The organism is Arthrobacter alpinus, from assembly GCF_900105965.1.
In the GTDB taxonomy this organism is placed as follows: Bacteria; Actinomycetota; Actinomycetes; order Actinomycetales; family Micrococcaceae; genus Specibacter; species Specibacter alpinus.
In genome coordinates this window covers 1,886,658-1,912,231 of sequence record NZ_FNTV01000001.1, presented here as the reverse complement: position 1 = coordinate 1,912,231, position 25,574 = coordinate 1,886,658, and the positions used below count along the sequence as shown (strand labels likewise).

The window sequence follows — 25,574 nt, the reverse complement described above, 5'->3', positions numbered from 1 at the left end:
CAGTTGTGGGCCTATCCAGTCCCTCCCCAATGTTCAGCCGCTGGCGCGTCTGAATATTGGGCCCCTAGGGACTGTGGGCCCGGTTCACAGGTCATGCGTTGAAGGCCAGCCGGTGGCGCGTCTGATCAACTGTCCACTGAAGGAGGCCCTGTTTCTGCGTACAACGCAGGAACAGGGCCTCTTTCATGCCATCACCATCGAGGTTTCTGCTCTAGTGGTGGTGGCCTTGGTTTTTCAATTGCTCAATATTGCTGGGAACGTTGGGGCCGTTTTCCGTACCTGTCTGTGAATGTCCGGAGTGCGGAACTGCAAGGTCACCCGCCGTCGAAGCCGCCATTCCCGCCGTCGTTATTGCAGCAACAAGAACAGAAGCAGCGAACAGACTGCCAACAACTGCCATGGCAGATGGTTCCCGCCGTGCTTTCTTTGAGGGAAGGTTTCGCAGCTCAACGTTCCTGACCCACCCGAGGACCGCGATCACCGACAGCTCAAGAATGAGAAGGGAGGCAAGCGTTCCATCAAAGGTTCGGCCAGACTCGGGCGATCGCCACAATCCCTCCAACAAGCCAATCAAGTGAACGCCGGCCGCTAAGGCAACTACCAGGCGAAGCGCCGACACCCGCGGAAGAGCGCCCTTCCTGAACGAGACAAAGCCGTAAGCAAGGGCAGCCAAGCAGTAAACGGCGGACGTGCCACCTGCTGTCCATCCCCATATCGCAGAGGCATCAATTCCGGTCCTCAGCGGATCGCCCGACCCTGCGGTTTCCCCTCCGAGCCCGGGGATCAAACTTGACGTTGCAGCACCTGCCAAGGCGGCGATGCCCAGCAGCGCCAAACTTGTGTAGAGCGACGAGAGCTGAGTTCCGGCCTGACTGCGCTGACTGCTTGCCTCGACCCGGTGTTCACTCCTGATCGCACTCCTGGAATGCCCCCGCCTTGTCAGGGGCGGGGCTCCCGTGTGCTGGGCGGCCGTCATGCTCAGATGGTTCGAGCGGCGGCTGCGCGGTCCTGAGACAGGCCCACGGCCAGCAGGACCAGTGCGCTGCCCAGGTGCAGTACGTTGTCAGCGCCATTGAGAGCGATGATGTTCAGTGAGGTCCCTGGCAGGAACAGGCCCACAATTCCCACCAAGAGGTAGACGGAACCAACAGTGGAGTTCATGGTCTTAGCGGCCGCCACCGAGGATAAACCGGCGATCAAAAGTGCTGCGCCGATGGCAAGGTGAATGATGTTGTGCAGAGGGTTGACCTCAAAGACGATCAAGTTCCGGCCCTCGGTCGCGAAGAAGCCGATTCCGCTGGTGACGAAGAATCCAACGATGCCAACCAAAAGGTAAACAGCGCCGAAAACGGTGGCAAGCAATCTATTCGGTGAAGTGCGCATGATGATTAGTCCTTTTCCCGACGACGAAGAATGGTTCACTTCGTCGTGTCCTGACAGGGTTCAAAATGAACCCATGACAGTGCTTCGGAGCGGGTACGGACTATGGATTGGGCGGTGGAGGAATTATTTATCCAATTCCCGTTCAAGGAGGGGAGTGAGGCGGAATGGAACGACTTCATTCATCGCCAACGATGTCTCCGTGCGCTCCACACCGTCGCAGGCAAGGATCTTGCCGTTGATGCGAAAGAGATCTTCCGCGCCTTTGGACACCACACGCACCAAGAGGTCGGCCCGGCCGCTCAGGCCGTGGGCCTCAACAACCTCCGGGATGGCAGCCAGTGCAGCGCCAAGCTGGGGAAGTTTTTGTTGCTGCACATGCACGGAGATGAAGGCGGTCAAGGGGTAGCCCATGGCTGCCGTGCTGACCCTGTGATCGAAATTCAAAAACACATCACGCTTCTCCAGTGCAGCCATCCGGGCTTGGACAGTGTTGCGGGATAAGCCCAGCCTTTCGGCCATGGCCACAACTGTTTGCCGCGGGTCCTGGACCAGGGCTAGGAGGATGCGGGCGTCGGTACCGTCCAAAGTAGGCATACTGCGCAGAATAGCACGGTCGCAACGCTCCGAACGGAGCATAATGATCAACTTCCATGATGGTGATTGCGCCGAATGTGTGACGTGAGTATCGTCACATTCATAGGAACCATCCTCATTACCATGCAGGGAGGCGAACAATATGACTCATTCGCGCCACGAGCCCACAGGTCACGCCGCAATGACAATGCACCAACTCATCACCGCAGATGGTGATCGTGTAAGCGACGATCTGCTGGACGAATTCGTCAGTGACATCGACGATCAAACGCTTCGAAATTTGTACGAAGACATGGTGGTTATCCGCCGGATCGATTTTGAGTCCACGGCGCTGCAGCGTCAAGGGCAGCTAGCGTTGTGGCCACCCATGCTGGGCCAGGAAGCATCGCAAATTGGTTCGGCACGGGCGCTGGAAACCGACGATTTCATTTTCCCCACTTACCGCGAGAACGGTGTGGCCTATTGCCGCGGCGTCGCGATGGGCGACGTGCTTGGACTCTGGCGCGGGACCTGCAACACCGGCTGGGATCCGTATGAATTCAACATGGCCACGCCCCAGATCATCATCGGCTCGCAAACCCTGCACGCCACCGGATATGCCATGGGTCTGGTTCTGGAAGGCAAGGAATCACTGTCCATTGCGTATCTGGGCGATGGTGCCACCAGCCAGGGTGACGTCCACGAATCCATGGTCTTCGCGGCCAGCTTCCAGGCACCAGTGATCTTCTTCTGCCAAAACAACCACTGGGCCATCTCCGAACCCGTTGGCCTGCAATCGCATGTCCCGATCGCCGGACGCGCCCCCGGATACGGCATTCCGAGCATTCAGGTAGACGGCAACGACGTCCTGGCTGTCCTCGCCGCAACCCGCTGGGCAGCCCACCGCGCCCGCACCAGTGGTGGCCCCAGCTTCATTGAAGCCGTCACCTACAGGATGGGTGCACACACCACTGCCGATGACCCCACGCGCTACCGCGGCGTCACCGAGTTGGAGGAGTGGGGTGCCAAGGACCCGATGGCCCGCATGCGAACCTTCCTCACTAACACCGGAAAGCTCGACGCCGTTGCCGAGTCCGCGATCGCAGCGAAGGCTGACGCTGTGGCCGCCGAGCTGCGAGACGCGTGTATCAATCTCCCGGATCCCGATCCAATGAGCGTTTTTGAAAACGTATACGTAGAGGACCACCCCGTCCTTGATCGGCAGCGTGAACACTACCGCCAATACCTGGCGTCATTCGAACGCCCAGAATCCACCACTTCACACGAAGCCCCCGCGATGCCACAAGGACGTGCGTCATGAGTAAGTTGAGTCTCACGCAGGCCATTAACGCCGGCCTGCGCAGGGCGTTGGAAGACGATCCCAAGGTTGTCCTGCTGGGTGAGGACATTGGAACGCTGGGAGGCGTCTTCCGCGTCACCGACGGGCTAATGAAGGATTTCGGCTCCCACCGGGTCATCGACACGCCCCTGGCGGAATCGGCCATTATCGGCACCGCCGTGGGGTTGGCCTACCGCGGCTTCCGGCCCGTGTGCGAGATTCAGTTTGACGGCTTCATTTACCCCGGCTTTGACCAGATAGTTTCCCAAGTCGCCAAGATGCACGTCCGCACACACGGCAAAGTTCGCATGCCGCTGACCATCCGGGTGCCCTTTGGCGGAGGAATCGGCTCTCCGGAACACCACTCGGAATCCCCCGAAGCGTACTTCGTACACACCTCGGGGCTGCGGGTCATCAGCCCCTCCAATCCTCAAGACGCCTATACGATGCTGCGCCAAGCCATCTCAAGCGATGACCCTGTTCTCTACTTTGAGCCCAAACGCCGCTACCACACCAAGGGTGAAGTAGACCTGGAAGCGCCACTCGCCTCGGCACCCCACATGGGCGCGGCCCGGGTAGTGGCGGCCGGAACCGACGTCACCCTCGTCACCTACGGGCCATTGGTGAAAACCGCGCTGGATGCCGCAAGTGCTGCGGCCACGGAAGGCCTATCCATCGAAGTCATCGACCTCCGATCCCTTTCTCCCATCGACTACCCGCCAATCATGGAATCAGTCCGGCGCACCGGCCGCCTCGTCATCAGCCACGAGGCAGGCCAAACCCTTGGACTCGGCGCCGAAATCGCCGCCACCATCACCGAACGCTGCTTCAACTACCTCGAAGCCGCCCCCGTCCGGGTCACCGGCTTCGACATCCCCTACCCACCATCGAAGCTGGAAAAGCACCACCTCCCCGACCTGGACAGAATGCTCGACGGTGTCGACCGCGCCCTGGGCCGCACCAACTCCCACTCTGGATTGGAAGACTAAGCATGATCGCTGAATTCAAGCTGCCCGACCTAGGCGAAGGCCTGACCGAATCGGAGATTGTCAGCTGGCGCGTGGCCGTGGGCGATTCCGTGACACTCAATCAAGTCATCGGTGAAGTCGAAACAGCCAAGGCCGTAGTAGAACTGCCCTCTCCCTTCGCAGGCGTAGTCACCGCCATCACTCACGAGCCGGGGACCATGGTGGAAGTCGGCGAAGTGATCATCGCCTTCGACGTACCTGAGCAGGCGGTTGCGCCTGACGCCGATGAGCCGGCGGCGAAGCGGGTTCCTACGCTTGTGGGGTATGGGGCGGATCCAGAAACGTCTTCTGCTCCAGTGCGGCGGCAGCGGGTGTTCGCATCGGTGCCCTCTGTTGGCTCGGCACCAGTTGCTTCCACTCCTGCTGACCAGGGCGTCTCTGGTCGGGTTCAGGGGGATAGGCCTCGGTCTACGCCTCCAGTACGGAAATTGGCCCGCGATCTTGGCATTGAGCTGGCAATGCTCGCCGGCTCGGGGGAGCGAGGGCTCATCACCCGTCAGGACGTCGTCTCATTTGCCGGAACCAACGCGCTTGGTGAAGGGAAAACTGAGGAGGGTGCGCCGTCGAACATTCCGGCAGGGGCGCAAGGTGCCGCGGATCGAGAAGTCCGCACGCCCGTCAAGGGAGTGCGCAAGTTCATGGCCCAAGCCATGGTGGCAAGTGCCTTCACGGCACCCCATGTCACAGAGTTCTTGACGCTCGATGTCACCGCGGGCATGGACTTTCTAGCGAAACTGCGCTCGCAGAAGGAATTTGCCGGGGTCAAGGTCACGCCGTTGACACTGGTGGCGAAAGCCGTGAATCTAGCGATCGCGCGGCATCCGGCCCTGAACTCGCACTGGGACGAGGCTCGGCAAGAGATCGTGACCTTTAACTACGTGAATCTGGGCATCGCCGCAGCAACCCCGCGAGGACTTGTGGTGCCCAATATTAAGGACGCTCACACGCTAGGACTCCATGGCCTGGCCGTGGCGCTCGGCGGACTCGCGGACACGGCGCGGGCCGGAAAAACACAGCCCGCCGAACTTGCTGGCGGGACCTTCTCCATCACCAACATCGGAGTGTTCGGAATTGATGCCGGAACGCCCATCCTTAATCCGGGCGAGGCCGGAATTCTTGCCATGGGAGCCGTGCGCACAACGCCATGGGAGTACCAGGGGGCAGTGGCTCTACGGCAGGTCATGACCCTGAGCCTGTCATTTGATCACCGATTGGTGGATGGCGAACAGGGATCACGCTTTCTGGCTGATGTAGGGGCCGTGATGGCGGATCCGGCCATGGCGTTGGTCCTGGGCTGAAGCGCCGCACGAATGCAACGTTGGGACTCTGGCGACGTCGAACAGACCGACGTATATTTGTAGGTGACCCCCACTATTGGGAGCCACCTTGTAAGGAGGTCGGTATCAATGAAGAAGTGGAATCGCTGGCAAGATTATGTTGTTGTGATCGCAGGTCTGTATGCCGCACTGTCAACGTTGTGGACAACGCAGCAGAGCAGCTCCATGGTCATGATGATCGGATGCGGTGTCCTGCTGATGGCGTCGGGCGTCTGGAATCTGATGAGCCCCGGGCAGCCTGTCGCTGAATGGGTCCAGATGGTCCTCGGTGCCCTGCTGTTTGTTTCCCCGTGGCTGGCTGGATACACAGGACATCAAATGGCAACCTGGAATTCCTGGATTGCAGGCGGCGTGGCAGTGATCGCCGGAGTCCTGGCGTTGCAGCCAAGTATGCATCATCATGCAGAAGGCCATCACGGAGGCATGGCAGCACACTAACGCCAACAAACAAAGTGCATGACCAGGAAGCGCCGGGAAACCCGGCGCTTCTAGTTTTTGGGCGACCTAGTCCCTCTACAGCCCCGTCAGCCCCGCCCACGCCATGTCCTCCAGAATCGGCCGGGCCGTGGCGGCTGGCTCCCCGTGCATCTGGACGCTGTGGGGCGTGGAGTTGATCAGGCCAAAAACTGCATGTGCCTGCAGCCTGCAAACGGCAGCATCGCGTTCAGGAAACAGCCGACCCAACGCTCCGACCCACAGCTCCACGTAAGCGCGCTGCAGGGACCGCACAGCCAAGCTGTCTGCGTCGCCGAGACTGTCAAAGTCCCGGTCCTGGACACGGATGACTTCCGGCTTCGACAAAGCAAAATCCACGTGAAATGCAACAAGTGCCCGCACAGTGGCGGCCGGATCCGGCATCGACTCCACCACGGCCTTCCCGCCCGCCAGCAATTCTTCGCTGACGCCTACCAGCAGGGCGCCCAGTAGCGCTTGCTTGCCATTGAAATGCCGGTAAACGGCCGGTCCGCTGACGCCAGCTGCAGCACCCAGATCCTCAATGGACACGCCCTTGAACCCGCGCAAGGCAAAGAGGGACGCGGCTGAATTGAGCAGCACAGTCCGCCGATTGGCCTTTGCCTGACTGCGGGCATTTTCGACTTGCGTCACCGTCGCTCCTCATGTGCTGGACATCACAGAAATCACAGACTAACCTGAATTTCAGTTAGTGAATATTAACTTAGTCTAATCGTGAATGAGTGGATGAGGGGTCGATGGAGACTTTGCATAGCCGGGTGGAAACGTCGGGTGAGGCGTTTGCGCTCAATGATGCCCAGCAACGGGCCTTGGTGACACAGTTGCGCCAGCACCTGCGCACCACTGCCCTGGGCGGGCCCGAAAAATCCCGCCAGCGCCACGTGACTCGCGGCAAGCTGCTGCCGCGGGAGAGGATCGGGCACCTGCTTGATGAAGGCAGTCCATTCTTGGAGATCTCCCCGCTGGCTGCGCATGAGATGTACGACGGCGCGTCCCCCGGGGCCGGGGTCATCGCCGGCATTGGCCTGGTGGAGGGACGCCACGTCATGGTCCTGTGCAACGACGCCACGGTCAAGGGCGGCACGTACTACCCGCTGACCGTCAAGAAGCACCTGCGCGCCCAAGAGATTGCCCTGGAGAACCGGCTGCCCTGCATCTACCTGGTGGACTCCGGCGGCGCGTTCCTGCCCAAGCAGGATGAGGTGTTCCCGGACAAGGAGCACTTTGGCCGGATCTTCTTCAACCAGGCTCAAATGTCGGCCCGCAAGATTCCGCAAATAGCCGCCGTCCTGGGTTCCTGCACGGCAGGAGGGGCATACATGCCGGCCCTGAGCGATGAGACGGTCATCGTCCGCAACCAGGGCACCATCTTCCTCGGCGGTCCGCCTCTCGTGAAGGCCGCGATCGGCGAGATCGTCACGGCGGAGGAGCTCGGCGGCGGCGACGTCCACGCAGGAATCTCCGGCGTCGTCGACCATCTGGCAGAAAACGACGAACATGCGCTCTCCATCATCCGCGACATCGTGGCCACGCTCCCGCCCAACCCGGCACCGGCCTGGGCTGTGGGGGAGTCGCGTGAACCGGAAGCCGACCCGGCAGAACTGTACGGCGCCGTCCCCACTGACCTGAACACGCCCTACGACATTCGCGAAATCATTGCCCGGCTCGTGGACGGCAGCAAGTTCCATGAGTTCAAGAAGAATTACGGCGCCACTCTGGTCACGGGCTTCGCCACTCTGCATGGGCATCCCGTGGGCATTGTGGCCAACAATGGCGTGCTGTTCAGCGAGTCGGCATTGAAGGGTGCGCACTTCATTGAACTGTGCGACCAGCGTGGCATTCCGCTGATCTTCCTGCAGAACCTCAACGGTTTCATGGTGGGCAAGGATTATGAGCACGGCGGCATCGCCAAGCACGGCGCCAAGATGGTCACTGCCGTGGCCACGGCCCGTGTGCCCAAGCTGACGGTCATTGTGGGCGGCTCGTTCGGCGCCGGCAACTACTCCATGTGCGGGCGCGCCTACGGCCCCCGGTTCCTGTGGACGTGGCCGGCCTCGCGCATCTCCGTCATGGGCGGCAATCAGGCTTCCTCTGTGCTGGCCACCGTCAAGCGCGACCAACTTGAGCAGCACGGCGAGCACTGGTCCGCCGAGGCGGAAGCCGCCTTTAAGGCGCCCGTCCTTGAACAGTTTGAACACCAGGGCAGCCCGTACTACGCCACCGCCCGCCTCTGGGACGACGGCATCATCGACCCCGCGGACACCCGCACCGTCCTGGGCCTGGCCCTGGACGTCTGCGCCCGGACCCCGCTGCCCGAAACCGCCTTCGGCCTCTTCAGGATGTGAGCCATGACTTTATTGTTTGACACAGTCCTCGTCGCCAACCGCGGCGAGATTGCCTGCCGCGTTATCCGCACGCTTCGCAGCCTGGGCATCCGCTCGGTTGCCGTCTACTCAACGGCCGACGCCGGGTCCCGGCACGTGCGCGAAGCCGACGCCGCCGTCTGCATCGGCCCCGCCGCCGCTGCCGAAAGCTACCTGAACATCGAGGCCGTCATTGCCGCGTGCCGGGAGACCGGCGCCCAGGCCGTCCACCCCGGCTACGGCTTCCTGTCCGAGAACCTCGAGTTTGCGAGGGCACTGGCCGATGCCGGCATTACGTTCATCGGCCCCAACGTGGAGGCCCTGAACGTCATGGGCGACAAGATCCGCTCCAAGAACCACGTCTCCGCTGCCGGCGTGCCCGTGGTGCCCGGCATCTCCGAGCCGGGATTGACGGACGCGGACTTGATTGCCGCAGCCGGGGACATTGGCTTCCCCATCCTCATCAAGCCCTCCGCCGGTGGTGGAGGGAAGGGAATGCACAGCGTCTTCTCGGCCGCCGAGCTGCCGGCCACCCTCGCCACCGCCCGCCGGGTCGCCGCAGCCGCCTTTGGCGACGACACCCTGTTCCTGGAAAGGCTTGTTGCCAACCCGCGCCACATCGAGGTGCAGATCCTGGCCGACAACCTCGGCAATGTCGTTCACGTGGCTGAGCGCGAATGCTCCCTGCAGCGCCGCCACCAAAAGGTCATCGAGGAAGCCCCCTCGCCGCTGATCGAAGCACTGGACGACGGCGGTGCCACCCGGGCACGCATCTGCGCCGCAGCCTGTGCCGCGGCTGCCAGCGTCAACTACACGGGTGCCGGCACGGTGGAGTTCCTTGTCTCGGACGACAATCCGGAGGAGTTCTTCTTCATGGAGATGAACACCCGGTTGCAGGTGGAGCACCCCGTCACCGAAATGGTGGCCCGCGTGGAAGGCTCACCCATTGACCTAGTGGAGTGGCAGCTGCGCATCGCCGCCGGGGAGAAACTCAACTTCGGCCAGGCAGACGTCACCCTGGAGGGACACGCCATCGAGGCCCGCGTCTATGCGGAGAGCCCTGCCGAAGGATTCCTTCCTGCGACCGGAACCGTGGTTGCACTCGACGAATCCGTGGCGTTGCGCCCCGGCATCCGCGTGGACAGCTCACTGCTGCAAGGGCTGGACATCTCGGCCGACTACGACCCCATGCTGTCCAAGGTCATCGCCTGGGGTGCCGACAGGGCCCAGGCCCTGGAGCGGCTCGACGCGGCCCTGTCCGGCTACGTGGTGCTCGGCGTGCACACCAACGTCGAATACCTGCGCCTTCTCCTGGCCGACCCCGACGTCCAAGCCGGCCGCCTCGACACCAACCTCATCGAGCGCAAGCTGCCGGACATGGCGTTCCGCCACGTCGCGGCCGCCGACTACGCCGCCGCGGCGCTCGTTGCGCGGGAGGATCGGTATTCCTTCGGCGGCTATCCGCCGCGTCGGCCGCAAGCGGCCTTTGGCGTCTCCTTTACGCCGCCTACAGGAATACCGGCTCCTCCCGAGGACCGTTCGGCGGAGGAGCCGGCGTGCCCGGAGGGCGCGTCAGGGAGACCGAGGCCGTCCGCGGCCGATTGGTCGGAAAGTCCCCAGGTGCTCCCATTGCTCGCAAGCTCGCAACGGGACCCTCGCACCTGTGGGCCCACCCGAGGGAATGCCGGTCCGCAGCCGGACGGCCCTTGGTCTCGCACCGACGGGTGGCGGCTCGGCGATCCCGAACCGTGGCGCCTGGTCTTCGCGGCGCCCGGCCGCACCGGCGTGGTGACGGTCAGCGGCACGCCGGGTCCCGGCGTCGTGCTTGTCCGTGGACTGGACGGGACGCAGGAGGTGCCCGCGTCGGTGGACGGGTACAGCGTGGCCATGGCAGGGGACGCCGTGTTCCTGGGCCGTGGGGGGTGGGGCGTCGCGCTGGAGCGCCTCGACCGGGATGCGGCCACGGCGCGCATGCTCGCCGGACTGGAGCGCGTGGACGCCGCGGCCGATCCCCAGCTGCGCAGCCCCATGCCCGGCACCGTCACGGTGGTCAACGCTGCTACGGGGGACCGGGTAGAGGCGGGCGATGTGCTGCTCGCGGTCGAGGCAATGAAGATGGAACACCAGATCACCGCACCCATGGCCGGCACCGTGCACATCGCCGTAGTGCCAGGGGCACTGGTCAAGGCCGACCAGGTGGTGGCCACCGTGGTGCCGGACGAAGCGCCAACAGCAAGCAACCAGACAACCAACCCTGAAGGGGAATGACAGTGCCAAATTTTGAGCTCAACGACGAGCACCAGGACCTCAGTGACATGGTGCGCGACTTCGCCGACTCCGTGGTTGCCCCGGTCTCTGCAAAACACGACGAGGAGCACAGCTTCCCCTATGAGGTGGTGGCGCAGATGGGGGAGTTGGGGCTCTTTGGCCTGCCCTTCCCCGAGGAATTCGGCGGTATGGGCGGTGACTACTTCGCGCTGGCGCTGGCTCTGGAACAGCTGGGCCGGGTGGACCAATCGGTCGCCATCACACTGGAGGCTGGGGTGTCCCTCGGCGCCATGCCCGTTTACCGCTTCGGCACGGACGCGCAAAAGGAGCTCTGGCTGCCGCAGCTGACCAACGGCGAAGCGCTCGCAGGCTTTGGCCTGACCGAGCCTGACGCCGGATCCGACGCGGGCGGCACGGCCACCAAGGCGCGGGTGGAGAATGGTGAATGGGTCATCGACGGTGCCAAGCAGTTCATCACAAACTCCGGCACGGACATCACAAAATTCGTGACAGTCACAGCCGTCACGGGCGCTTCGGAACGCAAAGACGGCTCTGTCAAAAAGGAAATCTCCACCATCATCGTGCCCAACGGGACGCCGGGCTTCACGGTGGAGAAGGCCTACAACAAGGTGGGCTGGAACGCCTCCGACACCCACCCCCTGAGCCTTTCAAACGTCCACGTGCCCGAGGAGAATCTGTTGGGTGTGCGCGGCCGCGGCTATGCGAACTTCCTGTCCATCCTGGACGAGGGGCGCATAGCGATCGCCGCGCTGGCCACAGGTTCGGCCCAGGGCTGCGTGGACGAGTCTGTCCGGTATGCCAAGGAACGCAGCGCCTTCGGACACAACATTGGGCACTACCAGGGCATTTCCTTCAAAATCGCCCGCATGCAGGCCCGCGCCCATACGGCTCGACTCGCCTACTATGACGCCGCCGCGCGCATGTTGGCCGGCAAGCCCTTCAAGACGGAGGCGGCCATCGCTAAGATGGTCGCAGGCGAGGCGGCCATGGACAATGCCAGGGACGCCACGCAGGTTTTTGGTGGTTACGGATTCATCAATGAATTCCCGGTGGCCCGCCACTACCGCGATTCGAAAATCTTGGAGGTCGGAGAAGGGACCACGGAAGTCCAGCTCATGCTCATCGCCCGCGAACTGGGCCTGTAAACGGTTCTCGAGGTAGTTTCTCTGGTCGAGCTTGTCGAGACCGCCCCATGAAAGGGTAATAGCCATGATCAACAAAGTCGTTGCATCGTCCGCAGCCGCAGTCCAAGACATTCACAACGGGGCCTCCCTCGCCGTCGGCGGTTTTGGCCTGTGTGGGATCCCAGTGGCGCTCATTGCCGCCCTTCATGACGCCGGCACCTCGGGTCTGGAGACCATTTCCAATAACTGCGGCGTTGACGATTGGGGCCTGGGAATCCTGCTGACCGACGGGCGTATCCGCCGCACCGTCTCCTCCTACGTGGGGGAAAACAAGGAGTTCGCCCGCCAATTCCTCTCCGGGGAGCTTGAAGTGGAGCTGACACCGCAGGGCACGCTCGCCGAGAAACTACGTGCGGGCGGCGCCGGCATCCCCGCCTTCTACACGGCCGCCGGTGTTGGCACGCAGGTCTCCGAGGGTGGCCTTCCCCGGAAGTACGACGACGCTGGAGGGGTTGAGATTGCCTCGCCGGCCAAGGAGGTGCGTACGTTCGGGGACGCAGACTTTGTCCTCGAGGAATCGCTGACTCCGGACTTTGCGCTGGTCCACGCATGGAAGGGGGACCGCCACGGCAATTTGGTCTTCCACGCCACGGCCATGAACTTCAACCCCCTATGTGCCATGGCAGGGAAGATCACGATCGCCGAGGTGGAGGAACTTGTGGAACCCGGCGAGCTGGACCCGGAACACGTCCACGTGCCCGGCATCTTCGTCCAGCGCGTGGTCCACGTCCCCGCCGGGACACCCGGCAGTGAGAAACGCATTGAGAAGCGGACCGTTGCAACTGGACAGGAGGCATGACCATGACACTTTCGCGCAATGAACTCGCGGCCCGGGTGGCCCGGGAACTGCACAACGGGCAGTACGTGAACCTAGGCATTGGCATGCCCACGCTGATACCCAACTTCATCCCCGACGGGGTGGAGGTGGTGTTGCACTCCGAGAACGGCATTCTGGGCACGGGGCCCTACCCTGCCGAGGCCGACGTCGACCCTGACCTGATTAACGCAGGCAAGGAAACTGTCACCGTCAACAAGGGGGCGTCCTTCTTTGACTCCGCGCTCTCCTTCGGCATGGTGCGGGGCGGACACGTTGATGTGGCGGTTCTGGGTGCCATGCAGGTGGCCGAGAACGGCGACCTCGCCAACTGGATGATCCCGGGCAAGATGGTCAAGGGCATGGGTGGGGCCATGGACCTGGTGTTTGGTGCCAAGAAGCTCATCGTCATGATGGAGCACGTGGACAGGAACGGCTCGCCAAAAATCCTCAAGGAGTGCACACTGCCCTTGACGGGAAAAGGCTGTGTGGATTTAATCATCACAGACATGGCAGTCATCGAGGTGACCCCGGACGGGCTGGTGTTGAAGGAGCTGGCGCCGGATGTCACGGTGGAGCAGATCGTGGCCGCCACGGGTGCACCGCTGAACCTGGAGATGCACGATCTGGACAACGTATGAATGAGAACAAGGTGGTCACCCAGCGCGGCTTGTACTTTGAGGAGTTGGAGATCGGTGTGGTGTACCAGCACCGGCCAGGGCGCACCATGACAGAGACTGACAACGTCCTGTTCACCACCATGACCATGAACACTCAGGCCCTGCATCTGGACGCGGCATGGAGTGAAGGGCAACCGTTTGGCCAGCGACTCATGAATTCGATGTTCACACTCGCCACCATGGTGGGCCAGTCGGTAGCGCAACTGACGCAGGGAACCATCGTGGCCCAACTCGGCATGAATGACATCTCGTTTCCACACCCACTCTTCCACGGCGACACCCTGTACACCGAGACAGTGGTGACGGAGAAGCGGTTGTCTGCATCGCGGCCCGGGCAGGGGATCGTGGTGATGGAACATACGGGACGCAACCAGTCCGGCGTCGTGGTTGGCAAAGCCAGCCGGACGGCACTTTTTTGGCTAAAACCCAGTAACTAGAACAGCAACCCAAGGGAGCACACAACTTTGCGCAACACTGAATTCACCATGGGACCGGCGCTGCTGTTCGCGCCGGCGGACCGGCCCGAGCGGTTCGCCAAGGCTGCCGAGCGCTCCGACGCGGTGATCATTGATCTGGAGGACGCCGTGGCACCTGCGGCCAAGACTGCGGCCCGCGAAAACATGATCAAGAGCGGCCTCAACCCGGCCACCACCATGGTGCGGATCAATGCGCTGGAAACAGAAGATGCGGCATTGGACCTAGCCGCCGTGGATCGCAGCAAATACAAGACCATCATGATCGCCAAGGCATCTGAGGTAGATATCATCGCTTCGCTCACTCGCTACAAGGTGGTGGTGCTGTGCGAGAGCGCCGCGGGAATCCTGGCCGCACCTCGCCTGGCTAAACTTCCCAACGTGGTGGGTTTGATGTGGGGAGCCGAAGACCTCGTGGCTTCGCTCGGCGGGACCTCAAGTCGGTTCACCTCCGGTGCGAGGTCCGGATCGTACCGAGCAGTGGCAACACATGCGCGCTCGCAGCTACTGTTGGCCGCCGCCGCGGCTGGAAAAATGGCGATTGATTCCATCTACGCGGACTTCGCCGATGTGGACGGGCTGGCGGAGGAATCCGAAGATGCTGTGGCGAGCGGCTTTGGTGCCAAGGCCTGCATACACCCCTCGCAGGTGAATGTGGTTCGGGACGCCTACCGTCCCAGCGATGCCGAGGTGGCTGCGGCCAGGGAGTTGTTGGCAGCGGCGGAAGAAGCTGGAACGGGTGTATTTGCGTTCAAAGGCAAGATGGTCGACGGCCCCATCCTGCTGCACGCCAAGAAGATCATGACCCGCTCAGCCCTCTAACTCAAACGCCGCATCACTTTCCGGGGTTTAAACCATTACGCTCCCGCATGCATTGCGAGAGCGTAATGGGTTAAACCCCCAAAGATGATGCGGGGTTTGGTCAGAACGGCCGGAGAGTGATGCGGCGTTGGATCTGACGCGCGGTGCTTCTACTTAGACGGCAGCCAGTGAGTCTTCGCGCACGGCCTTCAGGGCGTGGCTCCAGGAGACCAGCTGATCGAGCATCGGGGCAAGCGAGGCGGCCTGCTGCTCGGTGGGCTTGAACGTGGAGAAGTTCTCGAAGTCGGTGAACAGGGAGAACAGGCCCGTCTTCTGAACGTGGGCAACCTGAAGTTCGGACAGGATGCCGCGCAGGTGCTCGATGGCGCGGGCACCGAAAGCCGAGCCGTAGCCAACCATGCCGGCGGCCTTGTTGTTGAACTCAGCGTTCAGGTAGGACAGTGCGTTGGCCAGGGCCGGCTGGACCGAGTGGTTGTACTCGCCGGTGATGAACACGTAACCGTCGAACTCGGCGATCTTCGCTGCCCAGACCTTGGTGTGATCATTCTGGTAGTTCTGGTAAGCGGCGGGGTAGGCCTCGTCCAAGATTGGCAGGTTGAAATCGGCAATGTCTACCAGTTCGTAGTCGGCGTCTCCGCGCAACTGGGCCTGGGCCAAAACCCACTCGGCAACGCCGTGGTTGTTGCGGCCGGGGCGGGTGGAACCGGTGACGATAGCGATCTTAGTCATACGTTTTGCTCCTTGATGTTGATAACCCGCCACCCTGAATAGATGACGTGTCAACTAAAACTTGATGTTTCCATCATGATGCAGACATACTTGATATGTCAACTACTTAATTTTTGTTCGCGAGGAAGCCATGAATACGCTCGAACCCACCGCAGCTGAACGTGCGGAGCCGCGATGGCTCACACCCAAGGAGCGCCAGTTGTGGCTGGCGCTGGTCGAGTTCACCAATGGGCTTCCCCGTGCAATCGACCGGCAGCTGAGTCAGGATTCAGATGTCTCCGGCGTTGAATATTCAGTTCTGGCAGCAGTCTCCGAGGCGTCCCCGGAGGGTGTGCGTTCCAGCGACCTGGCTGCTCAGCTGCAATGGGAACGGTCGCGGGTTTCGCACCTGCTGCGACGCATGGAAGCGCGAGGGTTTATCGGCCGGTGTGCCGCCAGCGCTGACGGTCGGGGTCAGGAAATTTCGCTCACCGAGGATGGCTGGGCCACGATCCGCGGCGCTGCGCCAGGCCACGTAGAGATGGTTCGCGAGACAATTTTTGATCCCATCAGCGTTGACCAGCAAGACCAGCTGCTCAGCGCCATCGGCAGCATCCGCGAAGCCTTCAACGAGCGTGGGCTCTGGTGACGGGGTAGGGGTCCGGGCCGCAAGTGCGGAATACTTGGAGTCATGGCGAATCGTAAAGTGATCATCCTAGGCTCAACAGGTTCCATCGGCACACAGGCGATTGACGTCGTCGACCATGCCACGCTGGAAGACGGCGGTCCACGCTTCACCGTGACGGCTCTCAGCGCTGGTGGCGGAAACCTGGACCTGCTGGCCCGGCAAGCCGTCCAGCTGCAGGTTTTGGCTGTTGGTACTGCCGCTGACGACGCCGGAACCTTGCGTTCGCTCATTGACTCACATGCCGCCGCAGCCGGCTTGGCAGGCTTCGCACCGGAAATCTTCTCCGGCCCGGACGCCTCGACCATAATCGCTGCATGGGGGCGGGAACCTCCGAGGGCGCCGACGTTGTCCTTAACGGAATCACCGGATCCATTGGCCTGGCGCCCACACTTGCCGCGCTGGGCACCACTGCCATCTTGGCGCTGGCCAACAAAGAATCTCTCATCGTTGGCGGCGCCCTCGTCAAGAATGCTGCTTCACCGGGACAGCTGGTGCCGGTTGACTCCGAGCACTCCGCCCTGGCACAGGCTCTGCGCTCCGGCACCGCGGCCGAGGTGGACAAGCTGATTGTGACGGCATCCGGCGGCCCGTTCCGGGGACGCACACGTGAGGAACTGGCCAACGTCACCCCGGAACAGGCGCTCAAGCACCCCACCTGGGATATGGGCCCCATGGTCACCACCAACTCAGCAACCTTGGTTAACAAGGGGCTGGAAGTCATTGAGGCCCACCTCCTTTTCGACGTCCCCTTGGACCGAATCGAAGCCGTGGTCCACCCGCAATCGGTGGTCCACTCGATGGTGCAGTTCACTGACGGATCCACCTTGGCGCAGGCCTCGCCGCCGGATATGCGCCTTCCGATTGCTCTGGGCCTAGGGTGGCCGGAACGGGTTCCCGGCGCTGCGCAGCCGTGCGATTGGACCAAGGCCGCCACCTGGACGTTTGAGCCGTTGGACAACGTGGCCTTTCCCGCTGTCGAACTGGCCAAGGATGCGGCGCGGCGGGGGAGTACCTGCCCCGCTGTTTACAACGCGGCCAATGAGGAAGCAGTCCATGCCTTCCATGCCGGGCGGATAGGCTTCTTGGATATTGTGGACACCATTGCGCAAGTTCTCAGTGAACACACACCAGGTTCGCAGCTTACGCTCGAGACCGTGCTGGAAGCTGAGATGTGGGCGCGGGCACGGGCCAACGAGCTGTTGACCGCCAAGGGCTGAGATGTTTGCGAAACCAGAAAGTAAATTGTGACTGTACTGCTTTTCATCGGCGGAGTGGCCTTCGTGGCCATTGGCATCGCCGTGTCCATCGCCTTGCATGAGGTAGGCCATCTGCTGCCGGCGAAGCTCTTCAACGTCCGCGTGACGCGCTACATGATCGGCTTCGGACCAACGCTGTGGTCTCGCAAAAAGGGCGAAACAGAGTATGGCTTCAAAGCCATCCCTGCCGGCGGCTATGTAGCGATGATCGGCATGTATCCGCCGAACGCCTCCGATGGCAGCGTCCGGCCCTCCAGCACGGGCATGTTCCAGACTCTCGCAACAGAGGCCCGCAGTGTTGCCCACGAAGAGGTGGGTCCCGAGGACTCCAAGCGAGTTTTCTATAAGCTGCCGGTCTGGAAAAAGATCATCATCATGCTGGGCGGGCCGTTCATGAACCTGCTCATTGGTGTGGTTCTGACAGGCGTCCTCCTCATGGGTTTTGGTTCCGCGCAGGCCACCACAACGCTGTCCGAGGTCAATGCCTGCCAGGTCGCTTATGGCGAACCTGTGCCGACCGACCTGACGAATTGCACCCCAACTCCGGCGGCTGCGGCTGGACTGAAGCCCGGGGACACCATTACCTCGTTCGACGGCGTACCGGTCACCGAGTGGGCGGCCTTCACCGAAAAGGTCCGCGCCTCCGCCGGGAAGAGTGTTCCGCTGGTTTACGAGCGCGGCGGTGAGACCGTCACCACCACGATCACCCCCGTCCTCACAGCCAGGCCCGTTATCGATTCAAACGGAATCGCCGAGGTTGATGCTGCCGGAAAAGCCGTCACCGTCCAGGCTGGCTTCCTCGGGGTCGGGCCCACTGCCGCCATGGTGAGGGAACCGGCGTCGGCCGTGCTGCCCGCCGTGGGGCACAACGTGGCCCAGATCGGCGGGGTGGTCTTCCAATTGCCGCAAAAACTCGTCGGCGTGGCCAAGGCGGCATTTAGCTCCGAACCGCGTGATCCCAACGGGCCCATCTCCGTGGTGGGCGTGGGCCGGGTGGCCGGCGAGGTGGCCGCCATGGAAGAGATCCCCATCAGTTCGCGGGCGGCAACCTTGATCGGTTTGTTGGCCGGCGTGAACCTGGCGCTGTTCGTCTTCAACCTGATTCCGCTGCTCCCGCTCGACGGCGGACACGTTCTGGGTGCGCTGTATGAAGGCGCGCGTCGCCGTGTGGCCAAGATGTTCAAGCGCCGCGATCCGGGTCCCTTCGACATTGCCAAATTATTGCCGGTGACCTATGTGGTGGCCGTTGTCATGATGGGCATGGGCGCGCTGTTGATTTATGCGGACATCGTCAAGCCAGTCAATATTTTCGGTTGATCCAGGTGGCACTTGCCAGTAGATGGTCACGTGCGGTCGAGATGCCATGAATGGGCAACGCAGCTGAATATAATGAATTATGGACAATAATGTCGGAGCAACCGCCCGAGTTGGCATTCGAGACGTTGCGGCGGCAGTCGGCGTTTCGCCCACGACTGTGTCCCATGCGCTGAGCGGGGCTCGCGCGATCAATGCTGACACCCGGGCACGAGTATTGGATGCCGCCGAGCGTTTGGGCTATTCTCCCGACCCGCGAGCACGAGGTCTGCGAAGCGCACGCACCTACACGATTGGGTTGCTTAGCGACACCATTGCGGTGACTCCGTATGCCGGTCTCATGATTAGTGGAGCGCAGGATGCCGCCGTCGAACACCAGAGTGTCCTCATGGTTCTTGACTCACATGCCATCCTCGAGCGGGAACAGATGGGCATCCGGACACTGAGGAATCATCGGGTTGATGGGGTGGTCTACGCACGCATGTACCACCAGGAGGTCATTGTGCCGCCGGAGCTGGACGGCGTCTCCGTGGTGTTGGCCAATGCCTCAAGTTCCGATCCGCGTTTCTCCTCGATCGTTCCGGATGACGTGGGGATCGGTCTTGATGCGATCCGGCACCTGGCAAGCTTTGGACATCGCCGGATTGGTTTCACTACTGTTCCCGAATCCGTGCCAGCGTCCGTGGGCCGTGAGCGCGGCTATCGTCAGGGGCTGAAGGAAGCCGGAATCGCTGTTGATGAATCGCTGATCGTGGCGACCAGTGGCGACGCGGCCGGTGGGCGTGCTGCCGCGCGTCTTCTGTTGAATCGGCCCAACCGACCCACCGCCATTTTCTGCTTCAACGATGAGGCGGCCATGGGCGTCTACCAAGCGGCCCAGGAAATTGGGTTGTCCATCCCGCATGATGTTTCGATTGTTGGTGTGGATGATCTTCAACTGATTTCACGTGCACTGATGCCGATGTTAACCACCATTGCCTTGCCCCACTATGAAATGGGGCGTTGGGCGGTGTCCCAGCTCTTTGACCATGTGGGTGGTGAGCAAGCGGGCGCCATTCAGAAGCAGCTTCCCTGTACCCTGATCCAGCGCTATTCGGTTGCGCCACCCTCCAGCTAAAAATTACTAGCGGGTAGGGGCGGCCACGGCCAGCGGATTGAGGCTGGCCTGCCGTAGCTGGGTATCGCCACCAAGCGATTCGACACTGAGCTTATGGTGTCCCGGCGACAGGATGGATATCGAACTCAGTGAGGCCTCGCCGTCTTGGGCAAAGAGCTCCACCGAAGTCGTATCAACAACCACATCCAGGCTGAACTCGCCATCACGTAGCGGAACCTTTTCGCTACGGATCTGGCGGTATGCTTCTGGCATATCGGCGGCGATCTTGTCGGAATCGCGGGACAGGGACAACGTCTGGTCATGGAAGTTGTAGTTGAGCGTGACGAACGATCCATCGACGTCTTCCAACTTCACGCGTGCTTCCTTGGCAGGATGCCCCGCATCCGGTGCCACGGTCAGGCGGAACCGATAGGCATCCGTGGTCGGTTTCGGCAGGCTGACGGAATTGTTCTGCTGAATCTTCTGGGCATCGGTCTGTTCTGGCTTACCTTCGAGCTTGGCGACGGCGTCGATCGGTTGTGAATTCAGCTGCGGGTGCCCATCAACAGTGCGCAACGTCAGCTGGCGCACGGTGGACATGTTGCCACCGGACCAGTCTTCTTTTGGCAGTGCTCCGGCATACGCCCAGTTGTTCATCCAGCCGATCGCATAGCGCTGTGCGAGAGGATTTTCCGCGTTCGGGTCATCCCAGGTGACGGCCGCATAGAAATCAGATCCGGCATCAAGCCAGCGGGGGTCTTCTTGATCTGGGACAAAGCTCTTTCCGTCCCATGAGCCGGTCCAGTAGGTGTAGCCGGTGGTACGGCCGGTGCTTTCACCGTTGGCACTGATTCCCAGCACCCAGGTCGTGCGCTCAGGGTCGCCATCCACTGCCATCTCGAACAAGTCGGGGCATTCAATGACACCAAGGTCATTACGCTCGAATCCTGACTGATATGTCCAAGTCTTCAAATTTGGCGATGTGTAAAAGCCAATCTTGTTGCCCTCGGCCAACAGCATGAGCCACTGAGATCGTTCTTTGTCCCAGACAATTTTCGGATCGCGCCAGGCTTCTGCTCCGGGGTTGTCCATGATCGGGTTTCCTTCGTAGGAAGTGAACGAGTAGCCACCGTCAGTGGAGTAGAACAGGGACTGGCGTTGCACTCCATCAACTTGCTGGGTGACCAAGGAAATGACGGCATCCTTGCCAAAACCGGCGGTGTTCTGGGTGTCAACCACCGCGCTTCCGGTCCAGATGTCGCCAAGGTCATTGGTGTACTTCTCGATGGCGACGCCTTCGTCGTTCCAATGGACCAGGTCGGTTGAGGTGACGTGATACCAGGCGGTGCCGTTTCCATCCGGGTAGTCGGCGTTGTAGAGGTAGTAAAAGTGCCAAAGGCCGTTGAGGAAAAACGGCCGCTGTGGATCGTTCATCCAGTTTTGGGCCGGGGTCAAGTGAGTCGCAGGACGATATTGCGACCAGTCGTGCGGGCGCTGAAATTTTTCGGTGTCCGTGGTGGGGGACTGGTTCGCGGATCCGGGCGTTTCTTCCGCGGTCCGCATGAGCACCAAGGTTGTGATCGCGCCGAGAACCAAAACACAGATCATGGCGATAGCGAAGAAGGACAAGGGGAAACGGCGTCTTGAAATCGGCATTGGTCTTTCGAAAGGATGAGTGCAGAAACTCCACCGGCGGACGGCAGAACCTCTGCTTCGTCGCAAAAAATGTGGGGGAGAGAATGTGCATCACTTCGAGTGACCAGAAACAACCGTAACTGACATCCAAAACGTTTTGCCAACAAATGTGACATACGTTTCCAAAACGTTTTGGATGGATTGACTTTTCCTGTGAATATGCTTAGTTTTGGCTGTGGAGAGAATGTGCGTCTCTGTTCGAGCGATTGTCCGATTCCTCAGAGAACCAAAGGCAAACGATCGTGAATAAGACACGCAGCAAGACCGGCCGGCTGGTCGCCGTATTAGGCTTGGGGGCACTCACTGCCACCCTGGTCGCTGGACCAGCACTAGCTACAACAGACGTTGCGCCAGGCTTCCCGGCACCAACTCAACACACTCAAGAGGCATACAGCCCCACCGATGACTTCACCGCACGGTGGACTCGCGCCGACGCAAAGCAGATAAAGGCCATGTCCGACCCGACGGCCGGCTCGCGTGAGAACTCCATGCCCGAGGAGTTCACCATGCCGACGGTTTCCCAGGATTTCCCTGACATGAGCAACGAAAAGGTCTGGGTCTGGGATACCTGGCCACTGGTCGACGAGAACGCCAACCAGTACAGCGTCAGTGGCCAGGAGATCATCTTCTCGCTGGTTGCCGATCGCAAGTTGGGTTTCGATGAGCGTCACCAGTATGCGCGCATCGGCTACTTCTACCGTGCCGCAGGTGTGCCTGCCGATCAGCGTCCTGAAAACGGCGGCTGGACCTACGGCGGTGAGGTCTTCGATGAAGGCGTCACAGGCAAGATCTTTGAGGATCAGTCCTTCAGCCACCAGACCCAGTGGTCAGGTTCGGCGCGCGTCACCAAAAACGGCGAAGTCAAGTTGTTCTTCACCGACGTTGCGTTCTACCGCGACGCAGCTGGCAACGACATCAAGGCCTATGACCCGCGCATCGCACTGAGTGTAGGGCACGTACATGCCAATAAAAATGGTGTGAAGTTCACCGGCTTCAACAAGGTCACCGACCTGTTGCAGGCGGACGGCAAGCTCTATCAGAACGCTGAGCAGAACCAGTTCTTCAACTTCCGTGACCCGTTCACCTTTGAAGATCCGGCCCACCCGGGCGAGACCTACATGGTTTTCGAAGGCAACACCGCTCAGAAGCGTGACGAAGCCCAGTGCACCGCCGAAGACCTCGGCTACCGCGAGGGCGAGACCAACGGCGAAACCGTCGCCGAGGTCAACAAATCCGGTGCAACTTACCAGATCGGTAACGTAGGCCTGGCCCGTGCAACCAACAAGGAACTGACGAAGTGGGAGTTCCTGCCTCCGATCTTGTCGGCTAATTGCGTCACCGACCAGACCGAGCGTCCGCAGATCTACATGAAGGACGGCAAGTACTACCTGTTCACCATCAGCCACCGTTCGACCTTCGCCGCCGGCATCGACGGCCCGGAAGGCGTGTACGGCTTTGTTGGTGACGGCATCCGCAGCGACTACCAGCCGTTGAACCGTGGTTCGGGCCTCGCTCTGGGTAGCCCCACCAACCTGAACTTTGCCTCCGGTACGCCATTTGCTCCGGACTACAACCAGCACCCGGGACAGTTCCAGGCATACTCGCACTACGTGATGCCTAACGGTCTGGTGCAGTCGTTCATCGACACCATCGGAACCAAGGACAACTTCGTGCGTGGCGGTACCCTCGGCCCCACAGTTCGTCTGGACATTGAGGGCGCCTCGGCTACCGTGGACCGCTCCTACGGCAACCTGGGACTCGGCGGCTGGGCGGACATCCCCTCGAACCGTGAGCTCAAGACCAACAACGGTGCAGCCAAGTAAGTGACGTAATCCGCATTGGGAATAACTGAGCTGACAAATTAGGTCGGTGTACCTTCATGACAAGTGAAGGTACACCGACCGTTTTGTTAACCCTGAACAATCCGGTGGTTACTTCGGCAGAAGCCGGACGTGGTCAGGCGTCAGCTCGGAGATCTTACTGACACCCAGGAGTGCCATGGTGCGGCGCATGTCAGTCTCGAGAATTTCCAGTGCACGGTCCACGCCTGCCCGGCCACCGGCCATAAGGCCGTAAAGGTAAGCCCGGCCGATCAACGTGAAATCGGCGCCCAAGGCCAGCGCAGCAATAATGTCCGCCCCGCTCATGATTCCCGTATCAAGCATGATCGCCGCGTCACTGTTGTCAGCCTTAAGGGCGGCGTTCACTTCGGGAAGTAAATGGAATGGAATGGGCGCCCGGTCCAGTTGTCGGCCGCCATGGTTGGAGAGGACCACGCCGTCGGCCCCGTGGTCCACCACTTTCCGAGCGTCTTCAACCGTCTGAATGCCTTTTACTACGAGCTTGCCCTTCCAGGTTTCGCGCAGCCACGCCAAGTCATCAAAGGTCAACGTGGGGTCAAACATGGAATTGATCAGATCGGCAGCTGTCCCGGTGAAACGCGACAGTGAGGCAAAGACGAGGGGCTCGTGGGTGAGAAAATTGAACCACCACGCCGGCCGGTAGGAAGCATCCAGTACAGTCTTGAGCGTCAGTGCCGGCGGGATCGTCATGCCGTTTCGAACATCCCGGAGCCTGGCGCCGGCAACAGCGGTGTCGACGGTGACCATCAAGGTGTCATTGCCGGCTAGGGCGGCCCGTTCAATCAGCTCAAGGGAGCGGTCTCGGTCGGTCCACAAGTACAGCTGGAACCAGTTCCGACCATTCGGTGCGGCCTCGGCCACGTCTTCAATCGAAGCTGTTCCCATCGTGGAAAGCGTGTAGGGGATTCCTGCGGCCTGGGCGGCTTGGGAGCCGGCATACTCGCCTTCGGATTGCATCATCCGGGTGAAACCCGTCGGTGCGATCCCCACCGGAAGCTTGGAAGCCTTGCCAAGGATGCTGGTACTCAAGTCGATGGTGGAGACATCACGCAAGATGCCCGGGCGGAACTCAATGTCCAGAAAAGCCTCGCGGGCCCGCCGCAGCGTGATTTCCGCTTCAGCGGCGCCGTCAGTGTAGTCAAACGGTGCCTGCGGGGTGCGGCGTTTAGCCATATCTCGAAGATCCCAGATGGTGCTGGCGCTGCGCAGTCTGGCAGACTTGCTGAAATCAGGCTTCTTGAACTGCATCAGCGGGGCTAAATCGGCGTACTTGGGGAAGCGGCGCCTAAGGGCGGCCGGAACGTCCTTGCTACCTGGATCGGTGGAGTTCGTCATTGTTTCCTTGGAGAATATGAATCGGGAACATTTGTGGTCCAACCACATAGTATCGAGGGTGGGGCAAGGAAATTAAACCGTGTCCACTTCCCGATCTTGCACCGGATTCGAGGTTTTCCATGCCGCTGGAATTGTCATCCAAAAATAGTTGATTACTTATTATCAATGGAATATGGTTGTTCTATGTTTGTACTGACAATTGACCAGCGGGGCAGTCGCACCCACGGTGACAAGGTTCCACATCTACTCGAGGTCCTCGACGGAGTCGCCGCCGCGGTGCGCTTTGAACGGTCCGTAGGTGATGAGATTCAAGGCGTCATTGAGGATCCAGCTGCCGTTGTGGAGGTGGTGGCCAGAGTACTGCGCGAACGTGAATGGTACGTGGGTATTGGAGTTGGCAGCGTTGAGCTTCCGCTTCCTGCCAGCTCGCGAGAGGGTGCCGGAGACGCTTTCATTGCGGCCCGTGACGCGGTGGATGCGGCCAAAAAGACGGGCGAGCGCGTGCCGTTGACGGTGAGGTCTACATTCGATTCGGACTGGGTCAAGGCCGCAGAGGCGGTCCTTGTCCTGGTCGGTGACGTGGTCCGGCGTCGTTCTGCGGCGGAGTGGCGAGTCCTTGACGCCCTTAACGACGCTCCCGGTTCCGCGCAGAAGGACATTGCCGCCCGTTTGGCGATCACTCCGCAAGCTGTCAGCAAGTCGATCGTTCGTTCCGGTCGCCAGGAAGAAATCAACGGTCGCAGGGCCGCCGCACTCATCTTGGGCCAGGCCGCCGCTGCTCAGAAAGTCAGTCCCGGCCGCTAGTGTAAAGATCAAAGCGATACCCATGGCTGCGAGGCAGTCTTGTTGGCCCACGGAGGA

At 61.1% G+C, this 25,574-nt stretch carries 23 protein-coding genes and 1 pseudogene; 17 read left to right on the top strand and 7 right to left on the bottom strand.

All coding sequences use genetic code 11. The features are described 5' to 3' along the window. Positions 1 to 211: 211 nt before the first annotated feature. The 3 genes from BLV41_RS08965 to BLV41_RS08955 all read right to left on the bottom strand — a co-directional run bounded on the left by BLV41_RS08965 (position 212) and on the right by BLV41_RS08955 (position 1,977). Entirely contained in the window at positions 212 to 976 is a 765-nt protein-coding gene (locus BLV41_RS08965; RefSeq protein WP_074711401.1) for a hypothetical protein, read from the bottom strand. Positions 977 to 978: 2 nt separating this feature from the next. Further along, positions 979 to 1,383: a DUF4383 domain-containing protein gene (locus tag BLV41_RS08960; protein ID WP_074711400.1), complete on the bottom strand. Its 405-nt coding sequence runs from the start codon at positions 1,381 to 1,383 to the stop codon at positions 979 to 981. Positions 1,384 to 1,506: 123 nt separating this feature from the next. Continuing rightward, positions 1,507 to 1,977, bottom strand: a complete 471-nt coding sequence (locus BLV41_RS08955) for an Lrp/AsnC family transcriptional regulator (RefSeq protein ID WP_044579026.1) — start codon at positions 1,975 to 1,977, stop codon at positions 1,507 to 1,509. Positions 1,978 to 2,119: 142 nt separating this feature from the next. On the opposite strand from BLV41_RS08955, the gene pdhA reads away from it, so the two are divergent. The 4 genes from pdhA (at position 2,120) to BLV41_RS08935 (ending at position 6,098) form a co-directional block, all read left to right on the top strand. Next, positions 2,120 to 3,277, top strand: a complete 1,158-nt coding sequence (pdhA, locus tag BLV41_RS08950) for a pyruvate dehydrogenase (acetyl-transferring) E1 component subunit alpha (RefSeq protein WP_074711399.1) — start codon at positions 2,120 to 2,122, stop codon at positions 3,275 to 3,277. Next, entirely contained in the window at positions 3,274 to 4,284 is a 1,011-nt protein-coding gene (locus BLV41_RS08945; RefSeq protein WP_074711398.1) for an alpha-ketoacid dehydrogenase subunit beta, read from the top strand. The genes pdhA and BLV41_RS08945 overlap by 4 nt, the downstream gene beginning before the upstream one ends. A gap of 2 nt (positions 4,285 to 4,286) precedes the next feature. After that, the gene (locus BLV41_RS08940) at positions 4,287 to 5,621 is read left to right on the top strand and encodes a dihydrolipoamide acetyltransferase family protein (protein ID WP_074711397.1); all 1,335 of its coding nucleotides are present in this window, start codon (positions 4,287 to 4,289) and stop codon (positions 5,619 to 5,621) included. A 108-nt stretch (positions 5,622 to 5,729) separates the two neighbouring features. Further along, positions 5,730 to 6,098 (top strand): SPW repeat protein, encoded by a 369-nt coding sequence (locus BLV41_RS08935; protein WP_074711396.1) that lies wholly within the window; start codon positions 5,730 to 5,732, stop codon positions 6,096 to 6,098. A gap of 75 nt (positions 6,099 to 6,173) precedes the next feature. Here BLV41_RS08935 and BLV41_RS08930 read toward each other — a convergent pair whose 3' ends face one another. Continuing rightward, the gene (locus BLV41_RS08930) at positions 6,174 to 6,767 is read right to left on the bottom strand and encodes an SACE_7040 family transcriptional regulator (RefSeq protein ID WP_074711395.1); all 594 of its coding nucleotides are present in this window, start codon (positions 6,765 to 6,767) and stop codon (positions 6,174 to 6,176) included. Between the two features lie 104 nt (positions 6,768 to 6,871). On the opposite strand from BLV41_RS08930, the gene BLV41_RS08925 reads away from it, so the two are divergent. The 7 genes from BLV41_RS08925 to BLV41_RS08890 all read left to right on the top strand — a co-directional run bounded on the left by BLV41_RS08925 (position 6,872) and on the right by BLV41_RS08890 (position 14,759). Continuing rightward, the gene (locus BLV41_RS08925; protein WP_074711394.1) at positions 6,872 to 8,479 is read left to right on the top strand and encodes a carboxyl transferase domain-containing protein; all 1,608 of its coding nucleotides are present in this window, start codon (positions 6,872 to 6,874) and stop codon (positions 8,477 to 8,479) included. Positions 8,480 to 8,482: 3 nt separating this feature from the next. Further along, positions 8,483 to 10,765 (top strand): acetyl/propionyl/methylcrotonyl-CoA carboxylase subunit alpha, encoded by a 2,283-nt coding sequence (locus BLV41_RS21420; protein WP_083360681.1) that lies wholly within the window; start codon positions 8,483 to 8,485, stop codon positions 10,763 to 10,765. Between the two features lie 2 nt (positions 10,766 to 10,767). Beyond that, positions 10,768 to 11,931: an acyl-CoA dehydrogenase family protein gene (locus BLV41_RS08910; RefSeq protein ID WP_139244445.1), complete on the top strand. Its 1,164-nt coding sequence runs from the start codon at positions 10,768 to 10,770 to the stop codon at positions 11,929 to 11,931. Positions 11,932 to 11,995: 64 nt separating this feature from the next. Beyond that, entirely contained in the window at positions 11,996 to 12,769 is a 774-nt protein-coding gene (locus BLV41_RS08905) for a CoA transferase subunit A (RefSeq protein WP_074711392.1), read from the top strand. Positions 12,770 to 12,771: 2 nt separating this feature from the next. Further along, a complete protein-coding gene (locus BLV41_RS08900; RefSeq protein WP_074713211.1) occupies positions 12,772 to 13,425 on the top strand; it encodes a CoA transferase subunit B in 654 nt (217 codons plus the stop codon). Beyond that, the gene (locus tag BLV41_RS08895) at positions 13,422 to 13,901 is read left to right on the top strand and encodes a MaoC family dehydratase (protein WP_044579045.1); all 480 of its coding nucleotides are present in this window, start codon (positions 13,422 to 13,424) and stop codon (positions 13,899 to 13,901) included. Before BLV41_RS08900 ends, BLV41_RS08895 begins: the two co-directional genes overlap by 4 nt. Before the next feature lie 48 nt (positions 13,902 to 13,949). Then, entirely contained in the window at positions 13,950 to 14,759 is an 810-nt protein-coding gene (locus BLV41_RS08890; RefSeq protein WP_074713210.1) for an HpcH/HpaI aldolase/citrate lyase family protein, read from the top strand. A 153-nt stretch (positions 14,760 to 14,912) separates the two neighbouring features. On the opposite strand, the gene BLV41_RS08885 is transcribed toward BLV41_RS08890, so the two are convergent. After that, entirely contained in the window at positions 14,913 to 15,488 is a 576-nt protein-coding gene (locus BLV41_RS08885) for an NADPH-dependent FMN reductase (RefSeq protein ID WP_074711391.1), read from the bottom strand. A gap of 130 nt (positions 15,489 to 15,618) precedes the next feature. On the opposite strand from BLV41_RS08885, the gene BLV41_RS08880 reads away from it, so the two are divergent. The 4 genes and pseudogenes from BLV41_RS08880 to BLV41_RS08865 all read left to right on the top strand — a co-directional run bounded on the left by BLV41_RS08880 (position 15,619) and on the right by BLV41_RS08865 (position 19,842). Beyond that, complete coding sequence (locus BLV41_RS08880) at positions 15,619 to 16,116, top strand: MarR family winged helix-turn-helix transcriptional regulator (protein ID WP_074711390.1); 498 nt, start codon at positions 15,619 to 15,621, stop codon at positions 16,114 to 16,116. A 42-nt stretch (positions 16,117 to 16,158) separates the two neighbouring features. Continuing rightward, a pseudogene (dxr, locus tag BLV41_RS08875) lies at positions 16,159 to 17,372 on the top strand (1-deoxy-D-xylulose-5-phosphate reductoisomerase). A gap of 24 nt (positions 17,373 to 17,396) precedes the next feature. Then, positions 17,397 to 18,728, top strand: a complete 1,332-nt coding sequence (locus BLV41_RS08870) for a M50 family metallopeptidase (protein ID WP_139244259.1) — start codon at positions 17,397 to 17,399, stop codon at positions 18,726 to 18,728. A gap of 79 nt (positions 18,729 to 18,807) precedes the next feature. Further along, positions 18,808 to 19,842, top strand: coding sequence for a LacI family DNA-binding transcriptional regulator (locus BLV41_RS08865; RefSeq protein WP_074711388.1), 1,035 nt, complete (start codon positions 18,808 to 18,810; stop codon positions 19,840 to 19,842). A gap of 6 nt (positions 19,843 to 19,848) precedes the next feature. Here BLV41_RS08865 and BLV41_RS08860 read toward each other — a convergent pair whose 3' ends face one another. Next, positions 19,849 to 21,477, bottom strand: coding sequence for a glycoside hydrolase family 32 protein (locus tag BLV41_RS08860; RefSeq protein WP_074711387.1), 1,629 nt, complete (start codon positions 21,475 to 21,477; stop codon positions 19,849 to 19,851). A 281-nt stretch (positions 21,478 to 21,758) separates the two neighbouring features. Here BLV41_RS08860 and BLV41_RS08855 point away from each other — a divergent pair, with 281 nt between their 5' ends. Further along, entirely contained in the window at positions 21,759 to 23,339 is a 1,581-nt protein-coding gene (locus BLV41_RS08855) for a glycoside hydrolase family 68 protein (protein ID WP_139244258.1), read from the top strand. 108 nt (positions 23,340 to 23,447) lie between these two features. Here the strand turns inward: BLV41_RS08855 and BLV41_RS08850 are convergent, their stop codons facing one another. Then, positions 23,448 to 24,713: an alpha-hydroxy acid oxidase gene (locus BLV41_RS08850; protein ID WP_139244256.1), complete on the bottom strand. Its 1,266-nt coding sequence runs from the start codon at positions 24,711 to 24,713 to the stop codon at positions 23,448 to 23,450. 183 nt (positions 24,714 to 24,896) lie between these two features. Here BLV41_RS08850 and BLV41_RS08845 point away from each other — a divergent pair, with 183 nt between their 5' ends. Beyond that, entirely contained in the window at positions 24,897 to 25,517 is a 621-nt protein-coding gene (locus BLV41_RS08845; protein ID WP_074711386.1) for a MarR family transcriptional regulator, read from the top strand. The last annotated feature ends 57 nt before the right edge of the window (positions 25,518 to 25,574 follow it).

What these genes read in the sequence shown, in the direction of transcription:
- BLV41_RS08965 (WP_074711401.1), bottom strand. Translation starts at nt 976, where the DNA reads ATGACGGCCGCCCAGCACACGGGAGCCCCGCCCCTGACAAGGCGGGGG.
- BLV41_RS08960 (WP_074711400.1), bottom strand. Translation starts at nt 1,383, where the DNA reads ATGCGCACTTCACCGAATAGATTGCTTGCCACCGTTTTCGGCGCTGTT.
- BLV41_RS08955 (WP_044579026.1), bottom strand. Translation starts at nt 1,977, where the DNA reads ATGCCTACTTTGGACGGTACCGACGCCCGCATCCTCCTAGCCCTGGTC.
- pdhA (WP_074711399.1), top strand. Translation starts at nt 2,120, where the DNA reads ATGACTCATTCGCGCCACGAGCCCACAGGTCACGCCGCAATGACAATG.
- BLV41_RS08945 (WP_074711398.1), top strand. Translation starts at nt 3,274, where the DNA reads ATGAGTAAGTTGAGTCTCACGCAGGCCATTAACGCCGGCCTGCGCAGG.
- BLV41_RS08940 (WP_074711397.1), top strand. Translation starts at nt 4,287, where the DNA reads ATGATCGCTGAATTCAAGCTGCCCGACCTAGGCGAAGGCCTGACCGAA.
- BLV41_RS08935 (WP_074711396.1), top strand. Translation starts at nt 5,730, where the DNA reads ATGAAGAAGTGGAATCGCTGGCAAGATTATGTTGTTGTGATCGCAGGT.
- BLV41_RS08925 (WP_074711394.1), top strand. Translation starts at nt 6,872, where the DNA reads ATGGAGACTTTGCATAGCCGGGTGGAAACGTCGGGTGAGGCGTTTGCG.
- BLV41_RS21420 (WP_083360681.1), top strand. Translation starts at nt 8,483, where the DNA reads ATGACTTTATTGTTTGACACAGTCCTCGTCGCCAACCGCGGCGAGATT.
- BLV41_RS08905 (WP_074711392.1), top strand. Translation starts at nt 11,996, where the DNA reads ATGATCAACAAAGTCGTTGCATCGTCCGCAGCCGCAGTCCAAGACATT.
- BLV41_RS08900 (WP_074713211.1), top strand. Translation starts at nt 12,772, where the DNA reads ATGACACTTTCGCGCAATGAACTCGCGGCCCGGGTGGCCCGGGAACTG.
- BLV41_RS08895 (WP_044579045.1), top strand. Translation starts at nt 13,422, where the DNA reads ATGAATGAGAACAAGGTGGTCACCCAGCGCGGCTTGTACTTTGAGGAG.
- BLV41_RS08890 (WP_074713210.1), top strand. Translation starts at nt 13,950, where the DNA reads ATGGGACCGGCGCTGCTGTTCGCGCCGGCGGACCGGCCCGAGCGGTTC.
- BLV41_RS08885 (WP_074711391.1), bottom strand. Translation starts at nt 15,488, where the DNA reads ATGACTAAGATCGCTATCGTCACCGGTTCCACCCGCCCCGGCCGCAAC.
- BLV41_RS08880 (WP_074711390.1), top strand. Translation starts at nt 15,619, where the DNA reads ATGAATACGCTCGAACCCACCGCAGCTGAACGTGCGGAGCCGCGATGG.
- BLV41_RS08865 (WP_074711388.1), top strand. Translation starts at nt 18,808, where the DNA reads ATGGACAATAATGTCGGAGCAACCGCCCGAGTTGGCATTCGAGACGTT.
- BLV41_RS08860 (WP_074711387.1), bottom strand. Translation starts at nt 21,477, where the DNA reads ATGCCGATTTCAAGACGCCGTTTCCCCTTGTCCTTCTTCGCTATCGCC.
- BLV41_RS08850 (WP_139244256.1), bottom strand. Translation starts at nt 24,713, where the DNA reads ATGACGAACTCCACCGATCCAGGTAGCAAGGACGTTCCGGCCGCCCTT.
- BLV41_RS08845 (WP_074711386.1), top strand. Translation starts at nt 24,897, where the DNA reads ATGTTTGTACTGACAATTGACCAGCGGGGCAGTCGCACCCACGGTGAC.